The organism is Ralstonia flaminis (genome assembly GCF_958415495.1).
In the GTDB taxonomy this organism is placed as follows: Bacteria; Pseudomonadota; Gammaproteobacteria; order Burkholderiales; family Burkholderiaceae; genus Ralstonia; species Ralstonia flaminis.
Map to the genome: position 1 here is coordinate 129,196 of NZ_CATZLL010000002.1, position 23,942 is coordinate 153,137.

At 62.5% G+C, this 23,942-nt stretch carries 22 protein-coding genes; 12 read left to right on the plus strand and 10 right to left on the minus strand.

Annotated elements, in window-relative coordinates; all coding sequences use genetic code 11:
• Nucleotides 1-65: 65 nt before the first annotated feature.
• Nucleotides 66-1,325, minus strand: coding sequence for an MFS transporter (locus R2N11_RS03210; RefSeq protein WP_199033120.1), 1,260 nt, complete (start codon nucleotides 1,323-1,325; stop codon nucleotides 66-68).
• 89 nt (nucleotides 1,326-1,414) lie between these two features.
• On the opposite strand from R2N11_RS03210, the gene R2N11_RS03215 reads away from it, so the two are divergent.
• The 3 genes from R2N11_RS03215 to R2N11_RS03225 all read left to right on the plus strand — a co-directional run bounded on the left by R2N11_RS03215 (nucleotide 1,415) and on the right by R2N11_RS03225 (nucleotide 3,997).
• Nucleotides 1,415-2,377 (plus strand): GlxA family transcriptional regulator, encoded by a 963-nt coding sequence (locus tag R2N11_RS03215; protein WP_316680113.1) that lies wholly within the window; start codon nucleotides 1,415-1,417, stop codon nucleotides 2,375-2,377.
• A 66-nt stretch (nucleotides 2,378-2,443) separates the two neighbouring features.
• Nucleotides 2,444-3,109 (plus strand): glutathione S-transferase, encoded by a 666-nt coding sequence (locus R2N11_RS03220; RefSeq protein WP_316680114.1) that lies wholly within the window; start codon nucleotides 2,444-2,446, stop codon nucleotides 3,107-3,109.
• Nucleotides 3,110-3,130: 21 nt separating this feature from the next.
• The gene (locus tag R2N11_RS03225) at nucleotides 3,131-3,997 is read left to right on the plus strand and encodes a class I SAM-dependent methyltransferase (RefSeq protein WP_316680115.1); all 867 of its coding nucleotides are present in this window, start codon (nucleotides 3,131-3,133) and stop codon (nucleotides 3,995-3,997) included.
• A 12-nt stretch (nucleotides 3,998-4,009) separates the two neighbouring features.
• On the opposite strand, the gene R2N11_RS03230 is transcribed toward R2N11_RS03225, so the two are convergent.
• Both R2N11_RS03230 and R2N11_RS03235 read right to left on the minus strand, forming a co-directional pair.
• Nucleotides 4,010-4,342: a hypothetical protein gene (locus R2N11_RS03230; RefSeq protein WP_316680116.1), complete on the minus strand. Its 333-nt coding sequence runs from the start codon at nucleotides 4,340-4,342 to the stop codon at nucleotides 4,010-4,012.
• 95 nt (nucleotides 4,343-4,437) lie between these two features.
• Entirely contained in the window at nucleotides 4,438-5,094 is a 657-nt protein-coding gene (locus R2N11_RS03235) for an SGNH/GDSL hydrolase family protein (RefSeq protein ID WP_316680117.1), read from the minus strand.
• Between the two features lie 341 nt (nucleotides 5,095-5,435).
• Here R2N11_RS03235 and R2N11_RS03240 point away from each other — a divergent pair, with 341 nt between their 5' ends.
• Nucleotides 5,436-5,852, plus strand: coding sequence for an organic hydroperoxide resistance protein (locus tag R2N11_RS03240; protein ID WP_316680118.1), 417 nt, complete (start codon nucleotides 5,436-5,438; stop codon nucleotides 5,850-5,852).
• Nucleotides 5,853-5,919: 67 nt separating this feature from the next.
• A complete protein-coding gene (locus R2N11_RS03245) occupies nucleotides 5,920-6,486 on the plus strand; it encodes a thioredoxin family protein (RefSeq protein WP_316680119.1) in 567 nt (188 codons plus the stop codon).
• Between the two features lie 5 nt (nucleotides 6,487-6,491).
• Here the strand turns inward: R2N11_RS03245 and R2N11_RS03250 are convergent, their stop codons facing one another.
• From R2N11_RS03250 to R2N11_RS03270, 5 genes are all read right to left on the minus strand, one after another.
• Complete coding sequence (locus tag R2N11_RS03250; RefSeq protein ID WP_316680120.1) at nucleotides 6,492-6,881, minus strand: DUF2784 domain-containing protein; 390 nt, start codon at nucleotides 6,879-6,881, stop codon at nucleotides 6,492-6,494.
• 74 nt (nucleotides 6,882-6,955) lie between these two features.
• Nucleotides 6,956-7,321, minus strand: coding sequence for a response regulator (locus R2N11_RS03255; protein WP_316680121.1), 366 nt, complete (start codon nucleotides 7,319-7,321; stop codon nucleotides 6,956-6,958).
• A 26-nt stretch (nucleotides 7,322-7,347) separates the two neighbouring features.
• Nucleotides 7,348-7,881 (minus strand): hypothetical protein, encoded by a 534-nt coding sequence (locus R2N11_RS03260; protein WP_316680122.1) that lies wholly within the window; start codon nucleotides 7,879-7,881, stop codon nucleotides 7,348-7,350.
• Between the two features lie 11 nt (nucleotides 7,882-7,892).
• Nucleotides 7,893-8,609 carry a methyl-accepting chemotaxis protein gene (locus tag R2N11_RS03265; RefSeq protein WP_199029188.1) on the minus strand — a complete coding sequence of 239 codons (717 nt, stop codon included), beginning with the start codon at nucleotides 8,607-8,609 and terminating at the stop codon, nucleotides 7,893-7,895.
• A complete protein-coding gene (locus R2N11_RS03270) occupies nucleotides 8,609-10,993 on the minus strand; it encodes a HAMP domain-containing protein (RefSeq protein WP_199029190.1) in 2,385 nt (794 codons plus the stop codon). Before R2N11_RS03270 ends, R2N11_RS03265 begins: the two co-directional genes overlap by 1 nt.
• A 273-nt stretch (nucleotides 10,994-11,266) precedes the next feature.
• Between R2N11_RS03270 and R2N11_RS03275 the strand changes: the two genes are divergently transcribed.
• The 3 genes from R2N11_RS03275 (at nucleotide 11,267) to R2N11_RS03285 (ending at nucleotide 12,271) form a co-directional block, all read left to right on the plus strand.
• Nucleotides 11,267-11,425, plus strand: a complete 159-nt coding sequence (locus R2N11_RS03275; protein WP_199029192.1) for a hypothetical protein — start codon at nucleotides 11,267-11,269, stop codon at nucleotides 11,423-11,425.
• A 29-nt stretch (nucleotides 11,426-11,454) separates the two neighbouring features.
• Nucleotides 11,455-11,850 (plus strand): DUF1801 domain-containing protein, encoded by a 396-nt coding sequence (locus tag R2N11_RS03280; protein ID WP_316680123.1) that lies wholly within the window; start codon nucleotides 11,455-11,457, stop codon nucleotides 11,848-11,850.
• Between the two features lie 88 nt (nucleotides 11,851-11,938).
• Complete coding sequence (locus tag R2N11_RS03285; protein ID WP_316680124.1) at nucleotides 11,939-12,271, plus strand: DUF2322 family protein; 333 nt, start codon at nucleotides 11,939-11,941, stop codon at nucleotides 12,269-12,271.
• Nucleotides 12,272-12,293: 22 nt separating this feature from the next.
• On the opposite strand, the gene R2N11_RS03290 is transcribed toward R2N11_RS03285, so the two are convergent.
• Together R2N11_RS03290 and R2N11_RS03295 are read right to left on the minus strand one after the other, a co-directional pair.
• Nucleotides 12,294-13,178: a response regulator transcription factor gene (locus R2N11_RS03290; RefSeq protein ID WP_316680125.1), complete on the minus strand. Its 885-nt coding sequence runs from the start codon at nucleotides 13,176-13,178 to the stop codon at nucleotides 12,294-12,296.
• Nucleotides 13,153-16,536, minus strand: a complete 3,384-nt coding sequence (locus tag R2N11_RS03295) for a hybrid sensor histidine kinase/response regulator (protein WP_316680126.1) — start codon at nucleotides 16,534-16,536, stop codon at nucleotides 13,153-13,155. Before R2N11_RS03295 ends, R2N11_RS03290 begins: the two co-directional genes overlap by 26 nt.
• 443 nt (nucleotides 16,537-16,979) lie before the next feature.
• On the opposite strand from R2N11_RS03295, the gene R2N11_RS03300 reads away from it, so the two are divergent.
• The 4 genes from R2N11_RS03300 (at nucleotide 16,980) to R2N11_RS03315 (ending at nucleotide 23,895) form a co-directional block, all read left to right on the plus strand.
• Nucleotides 16,980-17,657, plus strand: a complete 678-nt coding sequence (locus R2N11_RS03300) for a response regulator (RefSeq protein WP_316680127.1) — start codon at nucleotides 16,980-16,982, stop codon at nucleotides 17,655-17,657.
• Between the two features lie 539 nt (nucleotides 17,658-18,196).
• Nucleotides 18,197-22,456, plus strand: coding sequence for a YadA-like family protein (locus R2N11_RS03305; protein ID WP_316680128.1), 4,260 nt, complete (start codon nucleotides 18,197-18,199; stop codon nucleotides 22,454-22,456).
• A gap of 90 nt (nucleotides 22,457-22,546) precedes the next feature.
• A complete protein-coding gene (locus R2N11_RS03310) occupies nucleotides 22,547-23,227 on the plus strand; it encodes a response regulator transcription factor (protein WP_316680129.1) in 681 nt (226 codons plus the stop codon).
• Nucleotides 23,228-23,376: 149 nt separating this feature from the next.
• Nucleotides 23,377-23,895, plus strand: a complete 519-nt coding sequence (locus R2N11_RS03315; RefSeq protein ID WP_199029208.1) for a fimbrial protein — start codon at nucleotides 23,377-23,379, stop codon at nucleotides 23,893-23,895.
• Nucleotides 23,896-23,942: the final 47 nt, after the last annotated feature.

A 23,942-nucleotide genomic window follows, 5' to 3' on the forward strand; every position in this document is an offset into this window, starting at 1 on the left:
CAAGGCCAGGGCGACCTGCGGCTCACTATAGGAAGAAACGAAGGGGACTGGCGCCGCGCTAGAGCCTACTTCTGTACCGCTGGCAGCACGCGCAACGCAATCAGCGCACTGCCCGCCGTCACCAGCCACACCACTGGCCACGACGACCACGCCAGGACATGCGGCAGGCACAGCGACGTCACCCCGAGCGCGGTAAAGGCGCCAGTATTGCCCAGGCCCAATGCCGTGCCGGCGCGCTGCACGCCAGCCATCGTCGCCATCTCGGTAAAACCCACCCCATGCCATGCCGACACGCTGATGCCGGCAACGACGATGGCCGCCACCAGTGCCGCACGCATGATCGACAGATCGATCGGCAGCGCAGCCGTCGCCCAGGCGACGCCAGCCAACACGACAAACAACACCACACTCAGCCGGGCACAGGCCAGCAGGTAAGCGCGGCGATTGCCGTGGCGATCCGTCCAGCGGCCGCTCCACACGCGCATGACTGCTGCACCGCCCTGCACCGCAGCCATCGTCAGGCTGAGCGTCAGCACGTTAGCGTGCGCAAAGTCACGCAGGAAAACGGTCGCGAAGGCAACAACCGCACCTTGCGGCACGCAGAGCAGGCCGATGGCCAGCGCCATGCGCCAGAGCATTGGATCGCGGAGTGGGCCACGTCCGGCGTCGGCGGCGGTCTTGGCGATGGTGGTCACGACGTCCGGCGCCTCATGCACCCACAACCACGTCAGCACCGCCGTCAACATGCAGGCCGCCGCCAGCACGCCATACACCACGGCAAACCCGGCGTGTGCAGCCAGGCTCGGCAACACCAGCGCCCCAATGCCGCCGCCCAGCGGCACAGCGGTCTGACGGATGCTCATGGCAAGGCCGCGCTCGCCCTCACGGAACCAGCCCATGACCGCGCGGCCGCTGGACCCATTCACGCTGCCACCCAGCAGACCCACGCTCAGCATGCCGGCCGCCAGCCACGTCAGCGGCGGCACACTGCCATGCATGGGCGCCACGAAGCACGCCATCACCAGCAACGCCAGCGCCGTCGCCCCAAGGCCCGCCAGCAGGACGGCACGGTCGCCCCAGCGGTCGGTCAGCAGGCCCCACGGCAGCTCACTGATGGCGATGCCCAACCCCAGCAGCCCAAGCGCGATGCCCAGCTCGGCATTGCCCAGGTGGTAAGCCGAGCGGATGAACACCGCCGTGGTCGGGATGCCCGAAAACGCGGCAGAAAAACTGGCATTGGCGGCCACGCCCACTCCCAGCACCTTCCAGCGGTGATGGCGTGAAGCGTGGGCGAAACCAGCGTGCGAAAGTGCGACGGCAGTCATGATCGACTCTCCAGCAGTGCATTTGACAGGTGCAGTCTGGCGGAGGAAGATCAGGCCTAAATGACGTTATTCCCTCATTTCAAGACATCATGCGCAGAATCGGCTTTCTGGTATTTCCGGGCTGCAGCCTGCTCGATTTCACAGGCCCGCTGACGGCCTTTGACGTGGCCAACCGCCTGGCGCCCCAGCCGGCCTACCGGATTGACGTGCTATCCGAAAACGGCGCACAGGTGCAGAGCGCGCCAGGCCTGGTCATGCAGACGCAGAAGCTGGACGACCCGGCCTTCGACACGCTCGTCATTTCGGGCGGCAACGGCCCGCGTGAGGACACGTTTTCCGCCGCGCTGATCGCCTTCGTGCAGGAAGCCGCGCAGCATTCGCGGCGTATGACGAGTGTGTGCTCCGGCGCGTTTGCGCTGGCTGCCGCAGGGTTGCTGGACGGCCGCCGCGCCACCACGCACTGGCGCATGGCCGCGCAGTTGCAGCGGCGCTATCCGCACGTTCAGGTGCAAAGCGATCACATCTTCATCCACGACGGCCCGGTGTGGACATCTGCCGGCATCTCGTCGGGCATTGACCTGGCGCTCGCGCTCATCGAAGAAGACCTGGGCGTTGATGTTTCCCGCGCGGTGGCTCGTGAACTGGTGGTGTATCACCGGCGGCCGGGTGGGCAGTCCCAGTTTTCAGCGCTGCTGGAGCTGGACCCGGCATCGAGCCGCATCGCACGTGCGTTGAGCTATGCGCGCGAGCACCTGCACGAAGCGCTCGATGTGGATCGCCTGGCGGAAGTGGCGCACCTGAGCCGCCGGCAGTTCGATCGCGCCTTCGCGGCCGAGACCGGCCAGACGCCCGCCAAAGCTGTCGAGAGACTGCGTGCGGAAGCCGCCCGCCCTCGCGTGGAATCTGGTGATGAATCCTTGGAGCAAGTGGCCCGCGCCGTTGGCTTTGCCGATCCGGAGCGCATGCGGCGTGCGTTCATCCGTGTGTTCGGGCAACCTCCGCAATCCGTGCGGCGTGGTGGCCGCTCGGACCGGTCACGACTGGCCGCGTAAAACGTGTCGACCACGACAAACCCGTTACCCTAGCGCGCTCAGCATCAACGCCTCTTGCTTGCCCCTATGTCCACCGACCACGCCCTGCCCTTGCTCTACAGCTACCGCCGCTGCCCGTACGCCATGCGTGCGCGCCTGGCGATGCTGCAGGCCAACCGGCGCTTCCAGACGTTTGAAATCGTGATGCGCGACAAGCCCGCCGCGCTGCTCGCGCTGTCGCCCAAGGGGACGGTGCCGGTGCTGCATCTGCCCGATGGCGGCGTGCTGGAAGAGAGCCTGGACATCATGCGCTGGGCGCTCGAATCGCCCGACCCCCAAGGCTGGTGGAGCCGCGCCCAGACTGACGACAACCTGAACCTGCTGCGCACCAACGATGGCGACTTCAAACGCCTGCTCGACCGCTACAAATACCCCGACCGCTATCCGGAAGATGGGCAATCGCGCGAGGCCGTGCGCGCGCAGGCGGTGACCACACTGCTGACCCCACTCGAAACAAGGCTACAGGCACAGCGGTATCTTGGCGGCGCAACGCCGTGCGCGACGGATCTGGCGATCTTTCCGTTCGTGCGGCAATTTGCGGCGGTGGAGCCGGACTGGTTTGCAGCGCAGCCCATGCCCGCGCTGCAGGCATGGCTGGCGGGTTGGTTGAGCAGCCGCCTGTTCGAGGTCTGCATGACCAAACAGCCTGTGCAAGCCGTTGCCGTGTTTCCCGAGTTTCAACCGGTCACCTGATACACCAACGCGGAGGCATTCATGAGCACGCACAACATGCAGGATCTGGCACCTGACAGCACCGCAGCACGCGTCGCCTTGTGGCGTGCCCTGCATGTTGAAGTCGACGCGCCACCGCATGTGCTGGAAGACAACGTCGGCTTGAAGCTGCTCGCGCCCGAGCCCGGCTGGCAGCAGCGCGGCGACATGCATCCGCAGTTCACGCGCCCCTTTCGCGCCTCCATCGTGGCGCGTGCACGCTTCATTGAAGACCTGGTCGTGGAGCAGGCGGCGCGGGGGCTGAGCCAGTACGTCATCCTCGGGGCGGGGCTCGACAGCTTTGCGCAACGCAGGCCGGACGTTGCGTCGCACCTCAAGGTGTTCGAGGTTGACCAGCCCAACCCGCAGGCATGGAAACGCCAGCGCCTGATCGAACTTGGCTTTGGCGTGCCCGATTGGCTGCGCTTTGTGCCGGTTGATTTCGAAGCGGGCGGGTCCTGGCAGGCGGGTCTTGCGGCAGCGGGCTTTGATGCGAACAAGCCAGCCGTCGTGGTGTCCACGGGTGTGAGCATGTATCTCACCAAAGAGGCGAATGCGGCCACGCTGCGCGAAGTGGCGACGCTGGCGCCGGGGTCGATGTTGGCGATGACGTTCCTGCTCCCGCTCGAAATGGCAGACCCCGACGTGCGCCCCGGGCTGGAAATGGCCGAGAAAGGCGCACGCGCCAGCGGCACGCCCTTCATCAGCTTCTTCACGCCAGCGCAGATCCTTGCGCTGGCCCGAGAAGCCGGTTTCAGCAAGGCGCAACACATCTCCGCCGCCGAACTGACTGAGCGCTACTTTGCCAACCGAACCGACGGCTTTCGCCCACCGAACAATGCCGAGGAACTGCTGGTCGCTACGGTCTAACGAGTCATACAGTCATCGCTCTCGAACAGGCCCAGGCAACGCTTTCAGCCCGATCCACAGCACACCAATGACGACATTGATGGGCACGCTAAGCACGCTTGGCACATAGAACAGCGCAGACAAGCCGGGCGTCTTGAGCCCCAGTTCAATCAGCCCGCCCATGGCATAGCAGAGCAGCCCGCACCAGATCCATCGTCGCATGTAGGCGAGCAACCAGTGCGCGTGCGCCTTGTTGAAACGCCACGCTGCGGAGCGTTCGAACAGGTTGCCGTGGCTGGCATCCTTGAACAGCCAGCCGAAGAAGAAGTAGCGATACAGCAGGGTGCAAAAAGCCAGCTCTTGCATGATGACTCCTTCACCTCCTCCAACTGCACGGAACCGATTCAATCCAGCGTATCAAGGAATCAGCGTATTTGAAGCCGATTCAACATCCTGCTCCATTACGGTGCAGCAAGGCGCTGCCGTATCAACTGCTCGACTATCGGGCGCAGCGCTTGCGCCACAACGCCATACCCCTTGGGCGTCAGGTGCTGGCCGTCGACCTGGTATTCCTCTAGCGGGGCAAGGTGGCTGAGTTCATCCACGGTCGGTACACCTAGCGGCGCGACCGCCTGCTGCTTGGCAGCATTGCCGCTCACGATCACACCGATCTTGCGTGCCTGCAGCCGTTGAACAACGGCAACGATGTTGTCTTCCGTATTGCCGCGGCTGGCCAGCGGACGCCGCGCGTTGTAGCGCGTGTCATTGCCGCCCGGTTGAAAGATCACGATGTCGGTGCCCTCCGGCACGGCAGCATCCACGCGTGACAGCGCTTCGGCCGTGGTCTGGCCGTTGGTGCCCTCGTTCCTGACTTCCACATCAAAGCCATCGCTGCGGAGCAATCTTTCCAGCTGCGCCGGATACGCGTCGCCGCGCGGCAGGTTCTTGCCATACGTGTTGCTGCCGCCAAAGGCCACGATATGGATGACACGCCCCACCTGGGCGTCACACGGTTTCGCATCCGCCCCAGCCTGACAAGGAGAAGGCGTTGTCTGCGCCCAACCCTCGCTCGCACACAGCAGGGCCACCACCAGCATCCAGCCACGCATCAGGTTCATCACGCCTCCAGCCTCTACGTATGCCACCACGATCTGCGGAGCATACGGATCGTATACCCGGCGTCGACCAGATTGCCTGCTTCGAAATGACGAAGTGCCGGCTCGCACCACGGCGGTGCGAACGCTCTCCATGCCGCTTCCCTGCCACTTCGCACGGTTTTTGTATGCGTTTGTATCTGTCACCCACCTCGATACGTGCCCTGACAGAAAGGGGGCCCGGGCGCTACGTGCGTGATACGTCCGCCGTCTTAAATGCGTCTCGTGGCCCGGCGCCGAACGCAAGCAAAGCGATCTCCGGCCGCGCAATCCCAACGCAAACCCTCTCTCCAAGGAACACGATCATGACCCGCATCGAGAACGTGCTGTACACCGCCAACGTCCACGTCACGGGTGGCCGCGACGGCCAAGCCCAGAGCAATGACGACCGCCTGAACCTGAAGCTCTCGCCCCCGGGCAGCAGCGGCCGCGGCACAAACCCCGAACAGTTGTTTGCTGCAGGGTGGTCAGCCTGCTTCATCGGCGCGATGGGCCGTGCTGCCAGCCAGATGAAGATCAGGCTGCCGGCAGACCTGGCACTGGATACCGAAGTGGACCTGGGCACCACCGACGATGCGTACTTCTTGCAGGCCCGCCTGAACGTCAGCCTGCCGGGTCTGGACCGCGAGGTCGCGCAAGCCGTGGTGGAAGCTGCCCACCAGCTCTGCCCGTACTCGAAGGCCATGCGCGGCAACATCCATGTCGAACTGAATCTGGTCTGACGCCACTCACAGCCAGCCTGGTTTGATTGGGCTGGCGCCCCCCTCAACTTTCTACAGGCTAGAGATCATGCGCATCGACTTACGCGCCGTCCTGGTGGCGATTGCCATTGGTGCGGCCTACTTTGCCACCACCGGCGCACGCGCCTACAGCCCATTCAGCGCACCTGCGGCCAGCGGAAGTGCTGCCCCAGAGTTCACCGGCATCGGCCAATGGCTGAATTCCCCACCGCTCACCATGAGCAGCCTGCGCGGCAAGGTGGTGCTGGTCGATTTCTGGACGTACTCGTGCATCAACTGCATCAACACGCTGCCGTACGTGAAGCAGTTGCACGAGAAGCACAAGGATCAAGGGCTCGTTGTGGTGGGCGTACACACGCCCGAGTACCCGTTCGAGAAGTCGACCGCGAATGTACAGGCCGCGCTCAAGCGCTTCGACATCCGCTATCCGGTGGCGCAGGACAACAGCTACGCCACGTGGACGGCCTTCCACAACCAGTACTGGCCCGCCCAGTACCTGATCGACGCCGATGGCCGCATCGTCTATCAGCACTTTGGCGAAGGGCGCTATGCAGAAACGGAAGCCGCCATCCAGAAGCTGCTGGCAGAACGCAAGCCGGCACAACCCACGCGTTGACGCCATCACCCCAAGGGGGATGACGCCTTGGGGTGTGGCGGAACGCGCCACCACGTGAGCACCACTGCCAGCAGAAACACGGCATAGCTCACGGCAAACACCCACAGCGGCAAGTCGTAGTAGAGCAGCGCGCTCACCCAGCGCTGGATGAAGCCGCTTGAACCGGCCGAACCGGTGCGCAGCCAATCCTCCAGCACCGTCAGCGGGCACGGCACATCAAGCACCGCCAGCCCGGCAACGATGCTGATGGCCGCGAGATGGACAAAGCGGAAAACGCGATCGCGCGCCCAACTGCGCCTGAGCGCGGCGCCTACCCAAACTGCGACCAGCCCGCCCACGATAAACAGGACGAGCACCGCATGCAGCACGAGCACGGCATCGGCCAAAGCAGCCATGGCGTCTGGGTACGCTCGATATTCGAAGATGCCTAGTTTCGCCCCAAAACCAGTATGGCGCTACGGTGCGGGGCTCAACTCGCCAGCTTCTTGAACGTCTCCAGCACAGCCTCCCCCTTGAAGGGTTTGACGATCCAGCCCTTCACACCAGCCGCCTTGCCGCGGTCCTTCATGGCCGGGCTGCTTTCCGTGGTGAGCATGATGACGTTGACTGTCTTGTTGCCCAGCTCGCCGCGCACCTTCTCAACCATCGTCAGGCCGTCCATGTTGGGCATGTTCACGTCGCTGATGACCAGTTTGAGGCCCGGGTTGGCCTTGATCTTTGCCAGGCCGTCCTTGCCATCCACGGCGGTATCCACCGCCAGGCCGTTCTTCTTCAGGAAGCCGGCCACCTCGTCGCGTACCGTGCTCGAATCGTCGACCACCAGAATCTTGCTCATGGGGTTTTCCTCTTTCTCAATCTGAATCAAAACAATTCCAGTTCACCGCTGGACTCGACTTCGTCACGCACGTCGGCCACGAAGTTCAGCGGTGCATGGGTGCACACACACACCGTGGCGGCCGCCCGCACGGCGTCATTGATCGTGACCGTATAGGCGGCCATGTACCCCGGCTTGAGCGCATCCAGGTACGCCAGGCAGCGCGCGCTCACCATATAGGGCGTCGACATGCCCAGGTCCGGAAACACTTGCAGCAGTTCCTGATTCACCGCCCCGCAGCACAGGTTGCCGATCTCCAGCAGCGCTTCCTCAAACGAACGGCCCGCGCCTTCTCCGGTGAAGTACGCACGCGTCGCCTCGTCTTCATCAAAGCGCAGCACCAGCAACAGACGGAATGCGATGGACGAGATGGTCAGGATCATGGCCTGCTCACCGCCAACGGCATCGCCCTGCGCTGCGGTGGCCACATCGCAGGTATCTTCCGCATGCAGTGCGAGCCTGGAGCGCGCGGCCTTGCGGAAGATGCGGTCGAAGCTGTCTTGCGCGTTACTGCTGATCACGTCGTATCTGCCTAGTGAAGCTGGGTTTGAAACTGGTTGGCCAGCGCCTCAACGCTCGACAACGACGCCGTGATCATCTTCCCGCCTGCCTGAATGTCCTGGAACGTGGCGGTGGTGGTCAGATCATTGAGGTGCAGGCTGTTGCGATAGCTCTTGGACAACTCTTCCGACCGCGCTGCAAGCGAACGCACCTCGCTGGCGACCACGGCAAAGCCACGCCCCGCGGTACCTGCACGCGCTGCCTCAATGGATGCATTGAGCGAAACGATCACCACATGGCGCACGATCGACTGCAACTCCTGGTTCTTGGCGTGCATGTCGTGGTTCTGTTCCATGAGCGAGATCATCTGCTCGTGCCAGCGCTCAAAAGTCAGTGCCAGGCCACGCAGGCGTGCAGCCTCGTCAGTAATCTGCCGGGCGCGGCTGGCCCATTGTTCCTTGGCCTCCGCAGCCGACTGCAGCTCGGTGCGCAACTGCTCGACAAGTTCTGCCTGGTCGGATGCAGCGCTCTGCATCTGCGCGACGGTGGCTTCCAGCCTCTGCACATCACGCGTGCCGGCCTCCACTTGCCCGGCTTGTTTCGCCAAGTCACTCGACAGTGCGGCGATGCGGTGTTCGGCGTCCCCCAGCATGCGGGCAACCGCGTTCACGCGGCGCTGCTGCGCCAGCCATACCATCACACCCAGCACCAAGCCGCCGGCCAGCGCGGCCAGAACAATCGATCCCATCACGACGCTTCCTTGTCCATATCCAGATGCATATCCGGCTGGCCACCGAGTGCCGCATTCACGCTGTCCACCGCAAAGCGCTCGGGCAGGCAGACCACGGTCTGGAACTGGCGAAACGCGGCGCCCTTGTGGTCATCGGTAAAACGCAGCTCGATGCGCCCCTGCTCGCGCTTGAGGAACTCCAGCACGGCATCCATGCCAACGCCCCGGCCAGACACTTCCGTCACGGTCTCGGCGGTTGAAAAACCCGGTCGGAAGATGAACTGCGCGATGTCCTCATCGCTCGGGCGCTCTTGCGCGCCAATCCAGCCGCGCTCCACAGCGATGTTGCGGATACGGTCGAGCGCCAGGCCGCGTCCGTCATCGCACAGCGTGATCTGCAACATGCCTTGGTCGACACCAACCTCAAGGTCGATCGTGCCGGCAGCCGATTTGCCCTGCGCCGTGCGCACATCAGCTGTTTCGATGCCGTGGTCGATGGAGTTGCGCAGCAGATGCGTGAATACGTTCTGCAGGATGCCGCCGGCCTCCGTGCGCACGCGGTAGCCGTTGTCGTCGATGCGCACTGCGGCCGGCTCCTTGCCCAGCTCGCGCGCCAGCGACGGCAGCGATTGCAGCACGCCCGACAACATCTCATCCACCGTTTCGCTGCCCAGCAGGCGCAGCAGGTGATAAACGGAATCGCGCATCGAGACCAGCTCGTACAGGCTGCCGGGGTTGGCCGACTCCAGCAGGCGCAGGCTTTCCTGAATACGCGCCATGGCGTCCGGCACCACCTGCACCGCACTGCCCTGGGCTGCACCACCCTTGCGGCCCAGCTTGTTTTCGTTGATGCGCGCGTAGTTCTCGATGGCCTCGCGCACGCGGGTCAGCTCTTGCATCAGCCAGTCCTGGTCCCACGTGTGCTCGCTGCCGGGCTCGCGCAGGGCATGGTAGGTCTGCTCGGTCTCATGCACCACGTTGGTCAAGTGCTGCAGGTTGTATGTACGCGCATTGCCTTTGATGGTGTGCATGTTGCGGAACAATGCCGCAATGGCCGCACTGTCGGCCTGCGAGTACTGGCGGATGATGCGTTCGTTCTCGTGCACGAAGCTGGTGGAGCTGTCGATGAAGTGCTGGAATTTCTCCTGGCTCACTGCCAGGATCTCGCCAATCATCTCCAGGTTGCGACGCTGCTCGCTGGCTTCAGCCGCCAGCTTGCGCAGCTCGGTCACATCACGCACACACAGCATCAGGCGCAGGATGGTGTCGCTCTCATCCGTAATGGCCGACCACGACAGGTCCAGCGTCTTCACGCGGCCATCCGGCATGCGCTTTTCCACTTCGCTCGCCAGCAAGTGCTGGTTGAAGGCGAAATTGATGACGTCCTGCCCCAGGCATGCATCCACCGCTGCGTCCACCTGCGACAGCGCATCGGCGCCCAGGCTGGTATCGGCAAAGATCAGGTCCATCAGCTTGCGGCCTGCAATCTCCTGCGTCTCGAAAATCGACTCCAGGTAGATCGAGTACTCCTCGTGCACCACCCCGCCATCGACCACCGTCAGAATGCCCTGCTGCATGTTCTGCAGCATCGCCTGAATGTCGGCCGTCTTCTGTTTGAGTAGCGCCTGGTTCTCCTGGATTTTCTCGATCATCTGGTTGAACGCCACTACCGAATGACCGATCTCGTCCATGCGGCCGACCGGCACGCGGCGCGTGAAATCCTGGCTGGTGGCGATTTCGCTCATTTCGCCCTGCATGCGCGTCAGCGGCCGGGTGATCTGGCGATACAACAGCATGCCGATGGCGGTCAGCAGCACGATGGCCACACCGCTCACCACACCAATGGTGGTGGCCGTGCTGGCGAGCTTGCCGTTGAGGCCGGCGATGGCGTCGTCCTTCTCGCGGTTCTTCTCAATGCGCAGCGTCTCAACAATCTTCTCCAGCACATCGCGATAGCTGGCCACATTGGCAAACAGGAAGGCCTGCGCAAGCTCGTTCTTGCCTTGCACCTTCATGTCGGTGGTCTGCTGGATGGCCTCAAAATAGCTGTCGACGGTTTCCTTGGCCTGCGTAACCAGCCCCTCCTGCGCGTGACTGTTGGCGCGCTTGGCCTGCACGTCCAGCGCGGCACGCAGCGCGGCTTCCTTGGTCTTCAGGTCTTCCTTGGCCTGGCTGACGATGTTGTCGTCGGGCGCATACACCAACACCATTGTCGCCAGTTGCACATCCTTGACGAGCGACACCAGGTCGGCCGACGCCAGCGCGCTCGGCACTACGCCCTCTGTCACCTGCTTGACCTCGGACGCACTGCTGCGAGTCTGGTAGACCGCATAACCGCCAATGGCCGCCAAGGCGACAAACATCAGCACGATCAGCAAAGTAATACGATGACGAATAGTCATTTGAAATTCTCTCGGTCCAATCGACACCCCCTTCAAAAGTGGGGGGCATCCTTATGCGTTACCGAACTTCGGAGGCGCAATTATTGGAGTCGAAAGATGACCAATCGATGACTGCCACAGCAGAAATCAGGGCATTGCAACATCGCGCCGCTGCGTGCGAGCATCGGACTGCACACCCGCATCCCGCTTGGGTTCTGGCTGAAATGGCCGCGCACCCTACTCAAGTGGGGAATTAACGGAAAAGGCTCAAGTTCTGAGTAATCTCGCCGTTAAATGAACGCCGCTTTATTATCTTTTTATTTTCAGATTCATTTTTCCAAAATCAACCCGGATTTCGGAAAAAAGGCGTTTCTAAGCTTTCCACTGAATATCTGCGGCCATACCCGCACAGCGTTGCCGATTGGCGACCGCCCCGCGTTCCTGCCAGAATGATCTGCTGATCCCACCAGGAGGCAGACCCCATGAAGAAAAGCGCACCGGAGAACGCGGCACCTGCATCTGAACTGATCGACGCGAAGATCGCTGAGCTGGATGATTGGCGCGGCGAGATGCTCGCCAAGCTGCGCGCGCTGATCCTGGCCGCCGACCCTGAGGTGGTTGAAGAATGGAAGTGGAGCGTGCCTGTCTGGTCGCACGACGGCATCCTCTGCACTGGCGAGACCTACAAGCAGACGGTAAAGATGACGTTTGCCAGGGGCGCTGCCGTACCGGACCCTGCAGGCCTCTTCAACTCAAGCCTGGATGGCAACACCCGGCGCGCGATTGATTTTCGCGAAGGCGACAAAGTAAACGAGAAAGCGCTGAAGGCACTCATCCGGGCCGCTGCTGCGCTGAACACGTCCACCGCACGGCGCTGAGGTTCGCGGTTCACGTTGGCTGTGCCAGAGCAGTTAACATACGGCCCCATCCAGGGCCGAACCCTGGCCAACCAACGGAGCATTCCCTGTGATTCAGCCAAGCAACGTATTCAAGGACAACCTCACCCAACTGCCCGCCATTGACGGCATTGAGCGCATCGACCTAGTCGATGGCAAGGGCGCCGTGGTGGCCGACATCGAGAACAAGCCCGGCAAGCAAGGCTCGCTGGCGGTGTATCACTATCTGCAGCAGGCCTTCGGCCAGCTCGACGCCAAGGCTGCCGAGCATGGCCTGGCCGTGTTTGCCGAGCACACGGTGGATGCACGCAACCGCCCCGGCGCCCACCCAAATGTTGATCGCCTGCTCGCCATCGCCGCCGGCGGTGAGGCGCTGCAGATCAACATCATCGCCCGCGCCTGACGGCTTCTCTCGCGCTGCGTGCTCAGGCTTGCAGCGCGAGCGACAGCATAGGATCGGTCAACTGATCGATCCCCTGGTGTGCGACGCGCTCAAGGCGATAGCCCACGTTGTAGACCGCGCGCAGCCGCACACCATTCTCTTCATGCAACCCGAGCTTGAGCCGCAAGCGTGAGATATGCGTATCGATCGTGCGCGTCATCTGCAGCGTCGTGCGCCCCCAAACCAGCGCGAAGATGTGGTTGCGCGACAGCGTGCGGTCCATGTTGGTGAACAGCAGCAGCACCAGGCGGGTTTCCGTATCCGTCAGGTCAGCCTGCTCGCCACAAACCTCGACGACGCGCCGGAACGGGCTGATCTCAAAGTTGCCGATGGTGAAGCTGGTCTGCTGAAAGCTCGCCGGATACACGCGCCGCAGAAGCGCGGTCACGCGCGCTGCAAACACCGCCGCCCCGGTGGGAATATCCACGTAGTCATCCGCGCCGCCGTTGAGCAGCTTGGCAATCTCGCCGGAGTCGAGCGTGCTGCCATACACCAGCAAAGGCACGCTGTGCTGCTGCCGGGCGCGCAACACTGCAAGCGCGTCCAGGCTATGTGCGCGGCTCAAACCGTTGTGCAGCACGACCAGATCGTATGAGGTCTGGTGAACGGTGCGCAGCAGCGCATCCAGGCTGAAAAAACGAACCACGTCGTGCCTGAGCTGCCCCAACGCGCATTCCACCCAGTCCCCTTCGATCGTGCCGGAATGAACAAGTGCGACATGCATGGCGATCCCTCTATCGTCTGAACTTAAGGCGCCCTCGGGGGGCGTCATCGTTACAGACTTTAAAGACCCGAAACCCAGCCGGATATTGGACGCGTACGAAATTGAGTCTGCCGCCGCCTCAGTTCGTGAGGTCAACCGGTGCACGCTGCTCGAACATATGCTCAGCATGCTCGGCCAACGCATCCAACTGCCGCAGGATTTCGTTGCCGGCCCCGCCTCGCAGCAGCAGGCCTTCCAGCTGTTGTGATGCCTCCACCAGTGCCACCTCACGCACCACAGCAAAACCGCCCTTGATGAAGTGCATGGACTTGGCCGCCTTGTGGAAGTCGGATTCCACCACGGCGGTACGCGCCTCGTGCATTGATGTGCGGAACGATGTGGTCAGCGCTGACCAGATCTCGTGCGACAGCGGGCCGCCGTTCTCCAGGCTGCTCACATTGGCCTGCGCCTTGTTCAGATGCTGCGCGACTTGGCTCTTGCGCTCGGCAATGGGCTGCAGCGCCTGCACCAGGGCGTCAATCGAAAGCGGCTTGACCAACATGTCCGTCATGCCGGCGGCCTCACACGCGGCACGCTCTTCCACGCTGGCATGCGCGGTCACGGCCAGAACAGGTAACGTCGCCCCCTGGTTGCGCAGGGCGCGGCACAGCGCAAAACCATCCATGCCAGGCATGCTCAGATCAGTCAGCACCACGTCGTACTGGCTTGCATTGAAGTGCTCCAGTGCTTCGCTGCCGCCCGCGGCGAGCGTGACATCGTGGCCAAGCAGCGTCAGCTGATCACGCAGCAGCAAGCGGTTCACCGGGTTGTCTTCTGCCACCAGCACACGCAGCACAGCCCCGTGCGCCTGCGCTGGACCCGGCACATCGTTCTGTGTGGGTACAGCAAACTCGCGGGCGCCGCCCAGCAACTGCATCAAGCTGCGCAAGCTGTAGCTGGAGATGACCATGCGTCCGGCATGGCGGGTTGGCTTGCGCGGCCCGTCGTCGATCACGTCGATGACACGTCGGGCGCGTGCCACCAATGCGTCCTCCTCCGCCAGCGGCCAGTTGCGTGAGCTGCCATGCACCAGCAGCACATCGCACCCGGTGGGCAACGCCGCCGGGGATGCACTCACCTGCACACGTGCACCGCGCGACTGCAGATGTGGCACCAGCGCCTGCGCCCAGACCTCGTCGCCGCACAGGAACGCGATGGCGACGCTCTGCAACGGCTGGGATGGCTGGGACACAGCATCAGCCCCGCTCGCCACTCCCAGCACCAGCTCAACAGTAAACGTCGAACCACGCCCCGGTGTGCTTTGCACCCGCACAGCCCCATGCATCAATTCGGCCAACCGACGGCACAGCGCGAGGCCCAGTCCGGTACCACCAAACTTGCGCGTGATGGAAGTGTCGGCCTGCGTGAAGGCTTGGAACAACGCGCTCTGCTTGTCTTCGGCAATACCGATGCCCGTGTCCGCCACCTTGAACGCCAGCCGCGCCTGCTCGCCGTGCCCGCTGAGCGGCTCTACCGCAATGCATACGCTACCCGCCTGTGTGAACTTGATGGCGTTGCTCAGCAGGTTGTTGAGAATCTGCCGCAAGCGTGTCGGATCGCCCAGGTAGCGTTGCGCGAGGGTGGGCGCAATTCGGTAATGCAGCGTCAGGTCCTTGGCCTCAGCCACTGGCAGGAAGACGGCGATGACCGACTCCACCACCTCCACCACATCAAACGGGATCGACTCCAGGTGCATCTGGCCGGCTTCGATCTTGGAGAAATCGAGAATATCGTCGATCAGTGCAACCAGCGTATGCGACGAGGTAGAGACCACTTCCAGCCGATCGCGCTCCACACCGTGCAGCGTTTGCGCGTGCTGGATGAGCTCGAGATTACCGAGAATGGCATTCAACGGCGTGCGAATCTCATGACTCATCGTGGCGAGAAACGAGGACTTGGCGCGGTTGGCCTCTTCCGCAGCAGTGCGGGCGTCGTTGAGCGCGCGCTCGGTCTGCTTGCGTGATGTGATGTCGATAAAGCTGCAGAGCAGCGCGTCTTCGCCCTGATACTTGGTGGGGACAAGATCGACATGCAGTTCGGCGATTCGCCCGCCCGGCCCATCGACTTCGATCTCGCGGCTGACTGCGGCGCCTGGTGCGTGGTGGTCTTCACGATACGCGCCCAGCAGCCTCCGGTGCAGTGGGTGGCCCTGGGTGTGGTAGTGGCCAGCCACCTCGTTCTGCAGCAGTAGTTCGCCCGACCCAAACGCAATCAGGCTCAGACCCACAGGCGCCGTCCCGATAATGGTGCGGCTCAGGTTCTCGCTTTCGTACACTCGCAGCGACTGAAGGTATGCAGGCCGGAACACGCGATAGTGGAACAGCAGTACAAAGGTCCAGATCAGGACCAACATGACCAGTACTGCGGCCACATACGCCCACAGAGAATCCTGCAGTGCGCTCAGGATCGTTCGCCACGAATAGGTGTAGACCAGCACCCAACCGGTTTCGGAAAGGGGCTCGCTGATCGTGAACACGCCGTCGTGATAGCTGCTGTCGGTTTGCGTGAGCCCGCGCTTCCACATGCCGTCCTGCACCACCTTCATCGTCAGCGCGTGAGCACGCTCTGGCGACGTCTCCTGACTGCCGAAACCTTCGAGCAGCACATCACCGCTCTTGGACAGCAGCAGCATGTTGCCGTCATACGGCGCCTGATCGAGCCGATTGGAAAGCACCCGGACCGGCAGATCGCTCACAAACACGATGAACGGCTTGTCACCGTCAAACGCCGGCTGCACGAGCTTGAACACGTTGTCGCCCGTAAACGGATCGGTATGCGGCGGTATCCACATGACCTTGCGGCTCTCCAGCAGCTTGCGGTCAACCTCAGGGTCATTCAGATCTCCAATATCCTTGGCCAACGCATGGATGAGCTCGGCCAGTGAATGCGCTTTCACGGCCTGCAGCGGATCGCCCGTTCTTGGCGGCGGCATGATCGATACGAACTTCTCGTCGGGCGAGTAGTAATAGCCGGTCAGCAGTTGACCCCGTTGGCGGGCACTGGCACTGGCGGTAAAGGCCTGTTCCTCGCTGAATGCAAGGTAATTGGAATAGGCCTCCGGCGCTTTGGCTCCCAGGTCTCCCAATGCAAGCTGGGGTTCAAGGCTGGGGTTGGCCCGAAGGTAAGCACGCCCCCCCTGCATCTTGAAATCACGCAGCAGGGCAGCGCGGGCGGGGCGATGTTCACCCCAGAGGAATTCCGCATTGATGACTCCGCGCTGAAGCGCGGCCTGCTTGGTCTCTACATCAATCAGCAGCAACGCCTTGTGGGTAATGAAGGTTTCTCGCCCGTCGGCAATGTAGTTCGAGATCTTTACGTAGGCCCCGATTCCAGCCACAACGAGAACCACCAGCGACAGCACGGCCGCACCGCCAAACAGCATGCCGCGTTGCATCTTGCCGAAGGCGCCCAGCTCCTTGAATCCGGGCACACGGCGCAGCCAATGCGGGGGTTGGGTCAACATGGTGTTCTTGGTGAATTTGACAAAGCGCTACTGTATTGCGCCGTTGCGGCCCTGTGCGTCTGCGCCGTGCTTTTTCGTACTTGTACGACGCATCTTGAGCCTTTCGATCTTGTCCTATTATGCGAACGGGCCGGGAGACCGACAATGCACTGCGCAATATTGTGCGTTCACTGTCCGAATATGCCAGTCAGATCGGTTACGCCTACGTCGTTGATTGGGCGATCACACCCCTGTCAACACAGACCCTTCTGGAGCCCGGGCGCCTTTCAGCGGCAAAGAAAAGCGCTCTATACTGCATTTGAATATGGTCTTACGTGTCCCCCTCCAGGATCGACGGGAATCCATCCTGTAAGGACGAAACGGGCTGGCAGAGCACCAGTAAGTACATCGCTGCGCGACAACAACAATCGCACCATCGCGTCAAACCGGGGAATCACATCACCATGAAGGATCCTGTTCGGCTGCTGCTGGCGGACGATCATCCAGCCATCATTGCAGGGGTGAAATTTGCTGTCGGCAATGCAGAAGGCATCGAGATCATCGGGACGTCACCAAGCTCGACCGAGATGGTCGCGTTCCTGGATCGAAACCCGTGCGACGTGCTGGTGACCGACTACGCCATGCCTGGCGGCAACTATGGCGACGGTATCCCGCTGCTTTCCTTCATCCTGCGCCGCTACCCCGGGGTGCGCGTGCTCGTGCTAACCATGATGGACAACCCCGCCGTGCTCTCGGCGATTGCCGCGACGGGTGTGCAGGGTGTTCTGAGCAAATCCGACGACCTCACGCACATCGTGCCGGCCGTGCATGCCGCCATGCTGGGGCAGTCGTACTTCTCGCCAACGGCACGGACCATTCTGGATACGTCCAAAGAGACACAAGGCCCGGGCACACAAACCCTGACGCGCCGCGAAAGCGAGGTGGTGCGACTGTTCGTGTCGGGGCTGTCGGTTGGGGAGATTGCCGAGCGGCTGCACCGCAGCAAGCAGACCGTCAGCACACAGAAGAACTCCGCCATGCGCAAGCTGGGCCTGGAACGTGAAGCCGACCTGTTCCGCTATGCGATTGAGACCGGCCTGGTTTCTGCCGCAACAACCACGCAGCCCGACGCCAAGATTTGAAGTTCACGTGGCTTTGCCGGCGCCCGCAACAAGCGGCTCCAGGCTGGCGCATTCTGCATGCTCCCATTCGTGCATTTGCGATCGCCGTTGATGCGGCGACGCAAGCATGAACTGATTCAGTTGAGTAAGAAATGCCCTCTGCTCCGCAGCAGAAAGCCGGGCAAAGCCAAGAAGAAGGTGTGCGAGAGGCAGGGAAGTCAGGGGCATCGTCTAAGCATCTTGAGGGCCGATCAAACATCGTTGCCTGATGGGATCGATTGTCGGATGAACCCCGCCCGCCCGTAATCGGACGACAACGAAATGCATTGCGCATCTCTACACACAGAGTTCGGCCCTGGTGAATACCGCTCGCCGCTGCAGCGCCTGTACTGAGGCACGATCCTCCTCGGCTGCGCCCAACCCCTCCCCCCGCTTCGTACGAGTACGAAATCAAGACGACTCAGTACGAGGTGCAGTCGTTTTAGTACTCGTCAGATAGTTTAAGAATCGTCTGAAAAATACAGTGACTCCCGTCAGATCAATCCATCTCAGGAGTCACCATGAACAAGACCTATCGCAGCATCTTCAACACGGCCACCGGCACCTGGGTGGCCGCCTCGGAAACCGCCAAGAGCCGCAGGAAGTCCGGTGGTCAGCGCACGCTGGCACGCGTTTCGGTTGTACTCGCCGCCGTAACGCTGAGCCTTGGCGCTACGCAGTCCTTCGCTTACGTTGCCGGTACGGGCGCGCAACAGGGCAATGCCAACAACACCGTCATTGGCGATAACGCCAACGGTAGCGCAGCAGGCTGCAACAGCACCTACCTGCCCGGCTCTGCATGCAGCACGATCATCGGTAACAGCGCCTCTTCAACGGCTGGAGCGACCACGGTCATCGGTGACCACGCCTCCGCAACGGGTTCCAACTCCACCGCGATCGGCGCGTACGCCAGTGCTGCACAATGGTCCCAAGCCATTGGAGCTGGCGCGGCAGCCACGGGTGGCTGGGCCACGGCCATTGGCCAAAGCGCTCAGGCGACCGCCACCAACACAACCGCAATCGGCACCAACTCCACGGCGCTCGGCAACGGCGCGACGGCGCTTGGCAGCGGCGCGCACGCCACGCAGCAAGATAGCTTTGCGATGGGTTGGAATGCCAATGCCACCGCGCAGGGTTCCATGGCTTTTGGCACAAGCGTAACGTCCGCTGGCGTCAACGCCGTGGCGCTGGGGATGGGAGCAAAAACAACTGCCAATGACTCCGTCGCCTTGGGCTCCGCCAGCGTGGCCGACCGTGCCAATACCATCTCGGTCGGCGCGCAAGGCAGCGAACGCCAAGTGGTGAACATGGCCGCCGGTGTTGCCGATACCGACGCGGTGAACGTCTCCCAGCTCAAGCCGGTGCTTACCGGACTGGGTGGCGGCGCATCCATTGACCCGGCCACCGGCGTGGTGACGGGCCCAACCTACAAGGTGCAGGGCGGTACGCAAGACAACGTTGGGGCAGCGCTCGACGCATTGAATGACGGTGTCAACGACCGCGTTGCTTACGACAAGAATGGCGACGGCAGTACCAACTACAACAGTGTGACGCTGGGCAATGGCCTTGCGTCTGGCCCGGTGGCACTACACAACGTGGCGCCAGGTGTCGCTGATCTGGACGCGGTGAACATGTCGCAGCTCAACGCGACCAACGCGCAGGTCGCACAAAACACCACGGCCATCGAGAACATGGCGAACGGCAGCCGATTCATTGCCGCGTTCCAGAACACGGGTACGGCGGCATCTGCGCCTGTAGGACCGAACTCGCTCGCCGTGGGACAAAGCGCAGTGGCCAGTGGAAACGCCGCCAACGCGTTCGGTTCCAGCGCCAGAGCAACCAACAACGGTGCCACCGCTGTTGGCAATAGCGCATCAGCAGGCGGAAACAACGCAACAGCAATCGGCTATGGCTCCAACGCATCCGGCGGAAACGCCTTTGCCATCGGTACGAGCTCCGCCGCGGCAGCGCAGGGTAGCGTTGCAATGGGTGCCAATGCCAAAGTAAACGCGAGCGCAAGCAGTTCAACCGCGCTGGGCTACGGTGCCACCGTGGCAGCAAACGTGACATCTGCTGTTGCGCTGGGCGCGAGCAGCACCAATACGCGCAGCAACACCGTTTCAATGGGCTCGACCGGAAACGAGCGCCAAGTCACCAACGTCGCTGCAGGCACGGCTGATACCGACGCAGTCAACGTCAACCAGCTCAGCGCGGCAACCACCCAGCTTGGCGATCAAATCACGACGGTGAACAACAACCTGACCACGCTCGGGGATCAGATCACCGCCGGCCAAATCGGGCTGGTGCTGCAGGCAGCTGCCGGTGCGGACCTCACGGTAGGTGCCGGCACGGACGGCACACGCGTGAACTTCGCCGACAAGGATGGCAACACCCGCACACTGGCCAACGTCAGCGATGGTATTGCCGACACCGACGCCGTGAACGTTGGCCAACTCAACACGACGGCCACGCAGCTTGGCGACCAGATCACGACCGTGAACAACAATGTGACCAAGCTGGGCGACCAGATCTCGTCCGGTCAAGTAGGCCTGGTACAGCAAGCTGCAGCCGGCGCTGACCTGACCGTCGGCGCCGGCACCGACGGCGCACGCGTGAACTTTGCCGACAGGAGCGGCGCAACCCGAACGCTGGCGAACGTCAGCGCGGGCACTGCCGCCACCGATGCGGTGAACGTTCAGCAACTGCGTACTGAACTGGCCAACGCCAGCGCAAGCGACATGGCCTACTTCCAGGCAGACGGCTGGAGCAACAAGGCAGACGTTGCCAAGGTTGCCGCTGGCTCCCGGGGCGTGGCGATTGGCGCCAATGCCAATGCAACCGGCGAGAACTCCGTTGCCCTGGGTGCGGACTCCGTTGCCGATCGTGACAACGTGGTCTCGGTGGGCTGGGGCATGGGCGGCAACGGCACGCGCCAGATCATCAACGTGGCCAATGGCAACGAGAACACCGACGCAGTGAATGTGCAGCAACTCAAGCCGGTCATTGCAGGCCTTGGCGGCGGCGCCAAGATTGACGCGAACACGGGCGTCGTCACCGGCCCGACGTACAACGTGCAGGGTGGCACGCAGAACGACGTTGGCACGGCACTTGACGCACTCGACACCGGACTGACGACTGCGCAAGGAGACATCGTCAATCTGGATGGCCGTGTCACGAACAACGAAACCAATATCACCAACCTGCAGAAGCAGATTGGCGACGGTTCGGTGGGCCTGGTGCAACAAGACGCGACCACCCGCAACATCACGGTGGCGGCTGGCACCGATGGGGGCGTGGTGGACTTCACCGGCACGGCAGGTGCACGCCAACTGACCGGCGTGGCCGACGGCACGGTGACCGACGGCAGCACCGACGCGGTGAATGGCTCGCAGCTGTACGCAACCAACCAGCAAGTGGCCAAGAACACGGGAGACATCACCACGATCAACTCCAACGTAACCGCCCTTGATGGCCGCGTGACGACCAACGAAACCAACATCACCAACCTGCAGAAGCAGATTGGCGATGGTTCGGTGGGCCTGGTGCAACAAGACACGACCACCCGCAACATCACCGTGGCCGCTGGCACCGACGGAAGCGTGGTGGATTTGACCGGCACGGCGGGCGCACGCAAGCTGACGGGGGTGGCGAACGGCTCGGACGATCACGATGCAGTGAATGTGAGCCAGCTCAAGCAGAGCGGTTTGATCGACAACAACGGCAATGCGCTGGCAGCCGTGACGTATGACGTGAACACAGACGGTTCGGTCAACTACAGCAGCGTGACGCTTGGCGGCCAGAATGCAGCAGGCCCGGTGCAGCTCCATAACGTCGCAGATGGCACGGCAGAAACCGACGCCGTGAACCTGCGCCAACTCAAGCAAGCCGGCCTGGTCGACAACAACGGCAACACGCTGGACGCCGTGACCTACGACGCAGGTTCAAACCGCACGCAGGTCACCTTCGGCAATGCGGGGGCACCGGTGCTGCTGTCGAACGTGCAAGCCGGCATGGCGGATACGGACGCGGCCAATGTCGGCCAGTTGCGTGGCCTGGCCAGCGGGCTGGGCGGCGGAGCCGGGATCGGTGCAGACGGTGCATACATCGCGCCGAGCTATACCTTCAACGACGTGACCTACAACAACGTGGGTGATGCCTTGAGCGGGTTGGCAACGCAGATTGGCCAGACCGGCGACCGCATCACCACGGTTGAGAAAGTGATCTCCACGGGTGAGTCCAACGCACACGTTGCCACCAGCGGCGATCAAGCCAACGCGGCCTCGGCAACCGGCGGCGACGCGGTGGCAATTGGTGCCGGCGCCTCGGCATCGAACACGAACAGCGTGGCGCTGGGCGCGGGCTCGACCACAGATCGTGACAACACGGTCTCGGTCGGCTCGGCCGGCAGCGAGCGCGCCATCACCAACGTGGCAGATGCCGTGATGAGCACCGATGCCGTCAACAAGCGCACGATGGATACAGCAGTGGCAGGCGCCAAGAGCTACACCGACCAGCAGATCGGCATGGTGCAGCAAGCACTGGGAGATGTCTCGCGCAAGGCCTACTCCGGCATTGCCGGTGCCACGGCGCTCACCATGATCCCGGATGTGGATCAGGGCAAGACGATTGCGGTGGGCGTAGGCGTGGGCTCGTATCAGGGCTATGCAGCATCTGCCATCGGGGTGAGCGCGCGCCTGAACGATCGCATCAAGGTCAAGATGGGCGCGAGTGTGAGCGGTGCAGGCACCACCTACGGCGCAGGCGCGTCGTATCAGTGGTAACGCAGTCAATCAATCGATCGATCGGCACAGAACGGCCCCCGTCTTTGGGGGCCGTTTTCTCGCCACCGATCCGGACGTGTGTTGAATCCAATGAAAACTCCCATTCGACTGTTGCTGGCTGACGATCACCCCGCCGTCATCGCCGGCGTGCGCGCGGCGATCGAGCCAATCAGCGACATCAGCATCATCGATACGGCCTGTAGCTCCACCGAGGTGGTCGCACTCCTGGATCGCCAGCCGTGCGACGTGCTGCTGACCGACTACGCCATGCCCGGCGGGGATTACGGCGACGGTGTTCCGTTGCTCTCATTCCTCATGCGTCGCTACCCGGCCTTGCCCATTGTCGTGCTGACGATGCTGGACAACCCGGCAATCCTGTCGGGAATCATCGCCACAGGTGTACAGGGCGTGCTGAGCAAATCCGACGATGTCGAACACATCGTGCTTGGGGTGCGCTCCGCGATGGGGGGGAAGACGTACTTCTCGCCAACCATGCAAGCGATCTTCAACACAACGCGCGAGTTGCAAGGCCCCGGCATGCGCCCCCTGAGCCGCCGAGAGACCGAGGTTGTCCGCCTGTTCGTGTCGGGCTTGTCGATTGGTGAGATCGCGCAGCGCCTGCAAAGAGGCAAGCAGACCGTCAGCACGCAGAAGATGATGGCCATGCGAAAGCTCGGCATTGAGCGCGAAGCAGACCTGTTCCGCTATGCCATCGAGGTGGGATTGGTCTCTTCATCGGCAGCACTGCCGGATGCCCATCCGCGGTCCTGACACGCACGTCCTCCCGGTTTCGTTGTCAGCGTGCACCTCGCAGTGCATTTCGAACGCGTCCGATTTCGGACTGACGGCGTACTGCCAATAATCGCATCGCGTGCACAAACACCGCATCGCATCTAACAACTTCTTTGAACTGAAATCCCATGAAAAAAGCTCTCGCAGCCGCTGCACTTGCAGCCCTGTCCGCATCCGCCCTTGCTGCCGGCACCGGCAACCCGGGCACCATCACGTTCAACGGTGAAATCGTTGCAGGCGCCTGCGGCATCAGCGGCGACACGCTGGACCAGACCGTCTCGCTGGGCCAGGTTCCGGCCAACACGTTCGCCAAGCTGGGGGACCGTTCGCAAGCCACGCCGTTCAACATCCAGCTGACCGACTGCGACACGACCACCGCCAAGAACGCGTTCTTCACGTTCACCGGCACGGCCGACACGGTCACCCCGGGCCTGTTCGCCACCACCGGCAGCGCCAGCAACGTGGGTGTGCGCCTGCAAAGTGCCGCCGGCGAATACCTGGACAACGGCACCGAACAGAAGGCCCCGGTTGTGCTGTCCAACGGCAACAACACCGTTCAGTTCGCTGCCATGTACGAAGCGACCGCCGCAACGGTCACGCCGGGCCTGGCCAACTCGGTGGCCAACTTCACCGTGCGTTACCAGTAAAGACAGTGCTACGTGCGCCCGACACATCGGGTGCACTTTTGGGGGGC

What these genes read in the sequence shown, in the direction of transcription:
- R2N11_RS03210 (WP_199033120.1), bottom strand. Translation starts at nt 1,325, where the DNA reads ATGACTGCCGTCGCACTTTCGCACGCTGGTTTCGCCCACGCTTCACGC.
- R2N11_RS03215 (WP_316680113.1), top strand. Translation starts at nt 1,415, where the DNA reads ATGCGCAGAATCGGCTTTCTGGTATTTCCGGGCTGCAGCCTGCTCGAT.
- R2N11_RS03220 (WP_316680114.1), top strand. Translation starts at nt 2,444, where the DNA reads ATGTCCACCGACCACGCCCTGCCCTTGCTCTACAGCTACCGCCGCTGC.
- R2N11_RS03225 (WP_316680115.1), top strand. Translation starts at nt 3,131, where the DNA reads ATGAGCACGCACAACATGCAGGATCTGGCACCTGACAGCACCGCAGCA.
- R2N11_RS03230 (WP_316680116.1), bottom strand. Translation starts at nt 4,342, where the DNA reads ATGCAAGAGCTGGCTTTTTGCACCCTGCTGTATCGCTACTTCTTCTTC.
- R2N11_RS03235 (WP_316680117.1), bottom strand. Translation starts at nt 5,094, where the DNA reads ATGAACCTGATGCGTGGCTGGATGCTGGTGGTGGCCCTGCTGTGTGCG.
- R2N11_RS03240 (WP_316680118.1), top strand. Translation starts at nt 5,436, where the DNA reads ATGACCCGCATCGAGAACGTGCTGTACACCGCCAACGTCCACGTCACG.
- R2N11_RS03245 (WP_316680119.1), top strand. Translation starts at nt 5,920, where the DNA reads ATGCGCATCGACTTACGCGCCGTCCTGGTGGCGATTGCCATTGGTGCG.
- R2N11_RS03250 (WP_316680120.1), bottom strand. Translation starts at nt 6,881, where the DNA reads ATGGCTGCTTTGGCCGATGCCGTGCTCGTGCTGCATGCGGTGCTCGTC.
- R2N11_RS03255 (WP_316680121.1), bottom strand. Translation starts at nt 7,321, where the DNA reads ATGAGCAAGATTCTGGTGGTCGACGATTCGAGCACGGTACGCGACGAG.
- R2N11_RS03265 (WP_199029188.1), bottom strand. Translation starts at nt 8,609, where the DNA reads ATGGGATCGATTGTTCTGGCCGCGCTGGCCGGCGGCTTGGTGCTGGGT.
- R2N11_RS03270 (WP_199029190.1), bottom strand. Translation starts at nt 10,993, where the DNA reads ATGACTATTCGTCATCGTATTACTTTGCTGATCGTGCTGATGTTTGTC.
- R2N11_RS03275 (WP_199029192.1), top strand. Translation starts at nt 11,267, where the DNA reads ATGAACGCCGCTTTATTATCTTTTTATTTTCAGATTCATTTTTCCAAA.
- R2N11_RS03280 (WP_316680123.1), top strand. Translation starts at nt 11,455, where the DNA reads ATGAAGAAAAGCGCACCGGAGAACGCGGCACCTGCATCTGAACTGATC.
- R2N11_RS03295 (WP_316680126.1), bottom strand. Translation starts at nt 16,536, where the DNA reads ATGTTGACCCAACCCCCGCATTGGCTGCGCCGTGTGCCCGGATTCAAG.
- R2N11_RS03300 (WP_316680127.1), top strand. Translation starts at nt 16,980, where the DNA reads ATGAAGGATCCTGTTCGGCTGCTGCTGGCGGACGATCATCCAGCCATC.
- R2N11_RS03305 (WP_316680128.1), top strand. Translation starts at nt 18,197, where the DNA reads ATGAACAAGACCTATCGCAGCATCTTCAACACGGCCACCGGCACCTGG.
- R2N11_RS03310 (WP_316680129.1), top strand. Translation starts at nt 22,547, where the DNA reads ATGAAAACTCCCATTCGACTGTTGCTGGCTGACGATCACCCCGCCGTC.
- R2N11_RS03315 (WP_199029208.1), top strand. Translation starts at nt 23,377, where the DNA reads ATGAAAAAAGCTCTCGCAGCCGCTGCACTTGCAGCCCTGTCCGCATCC.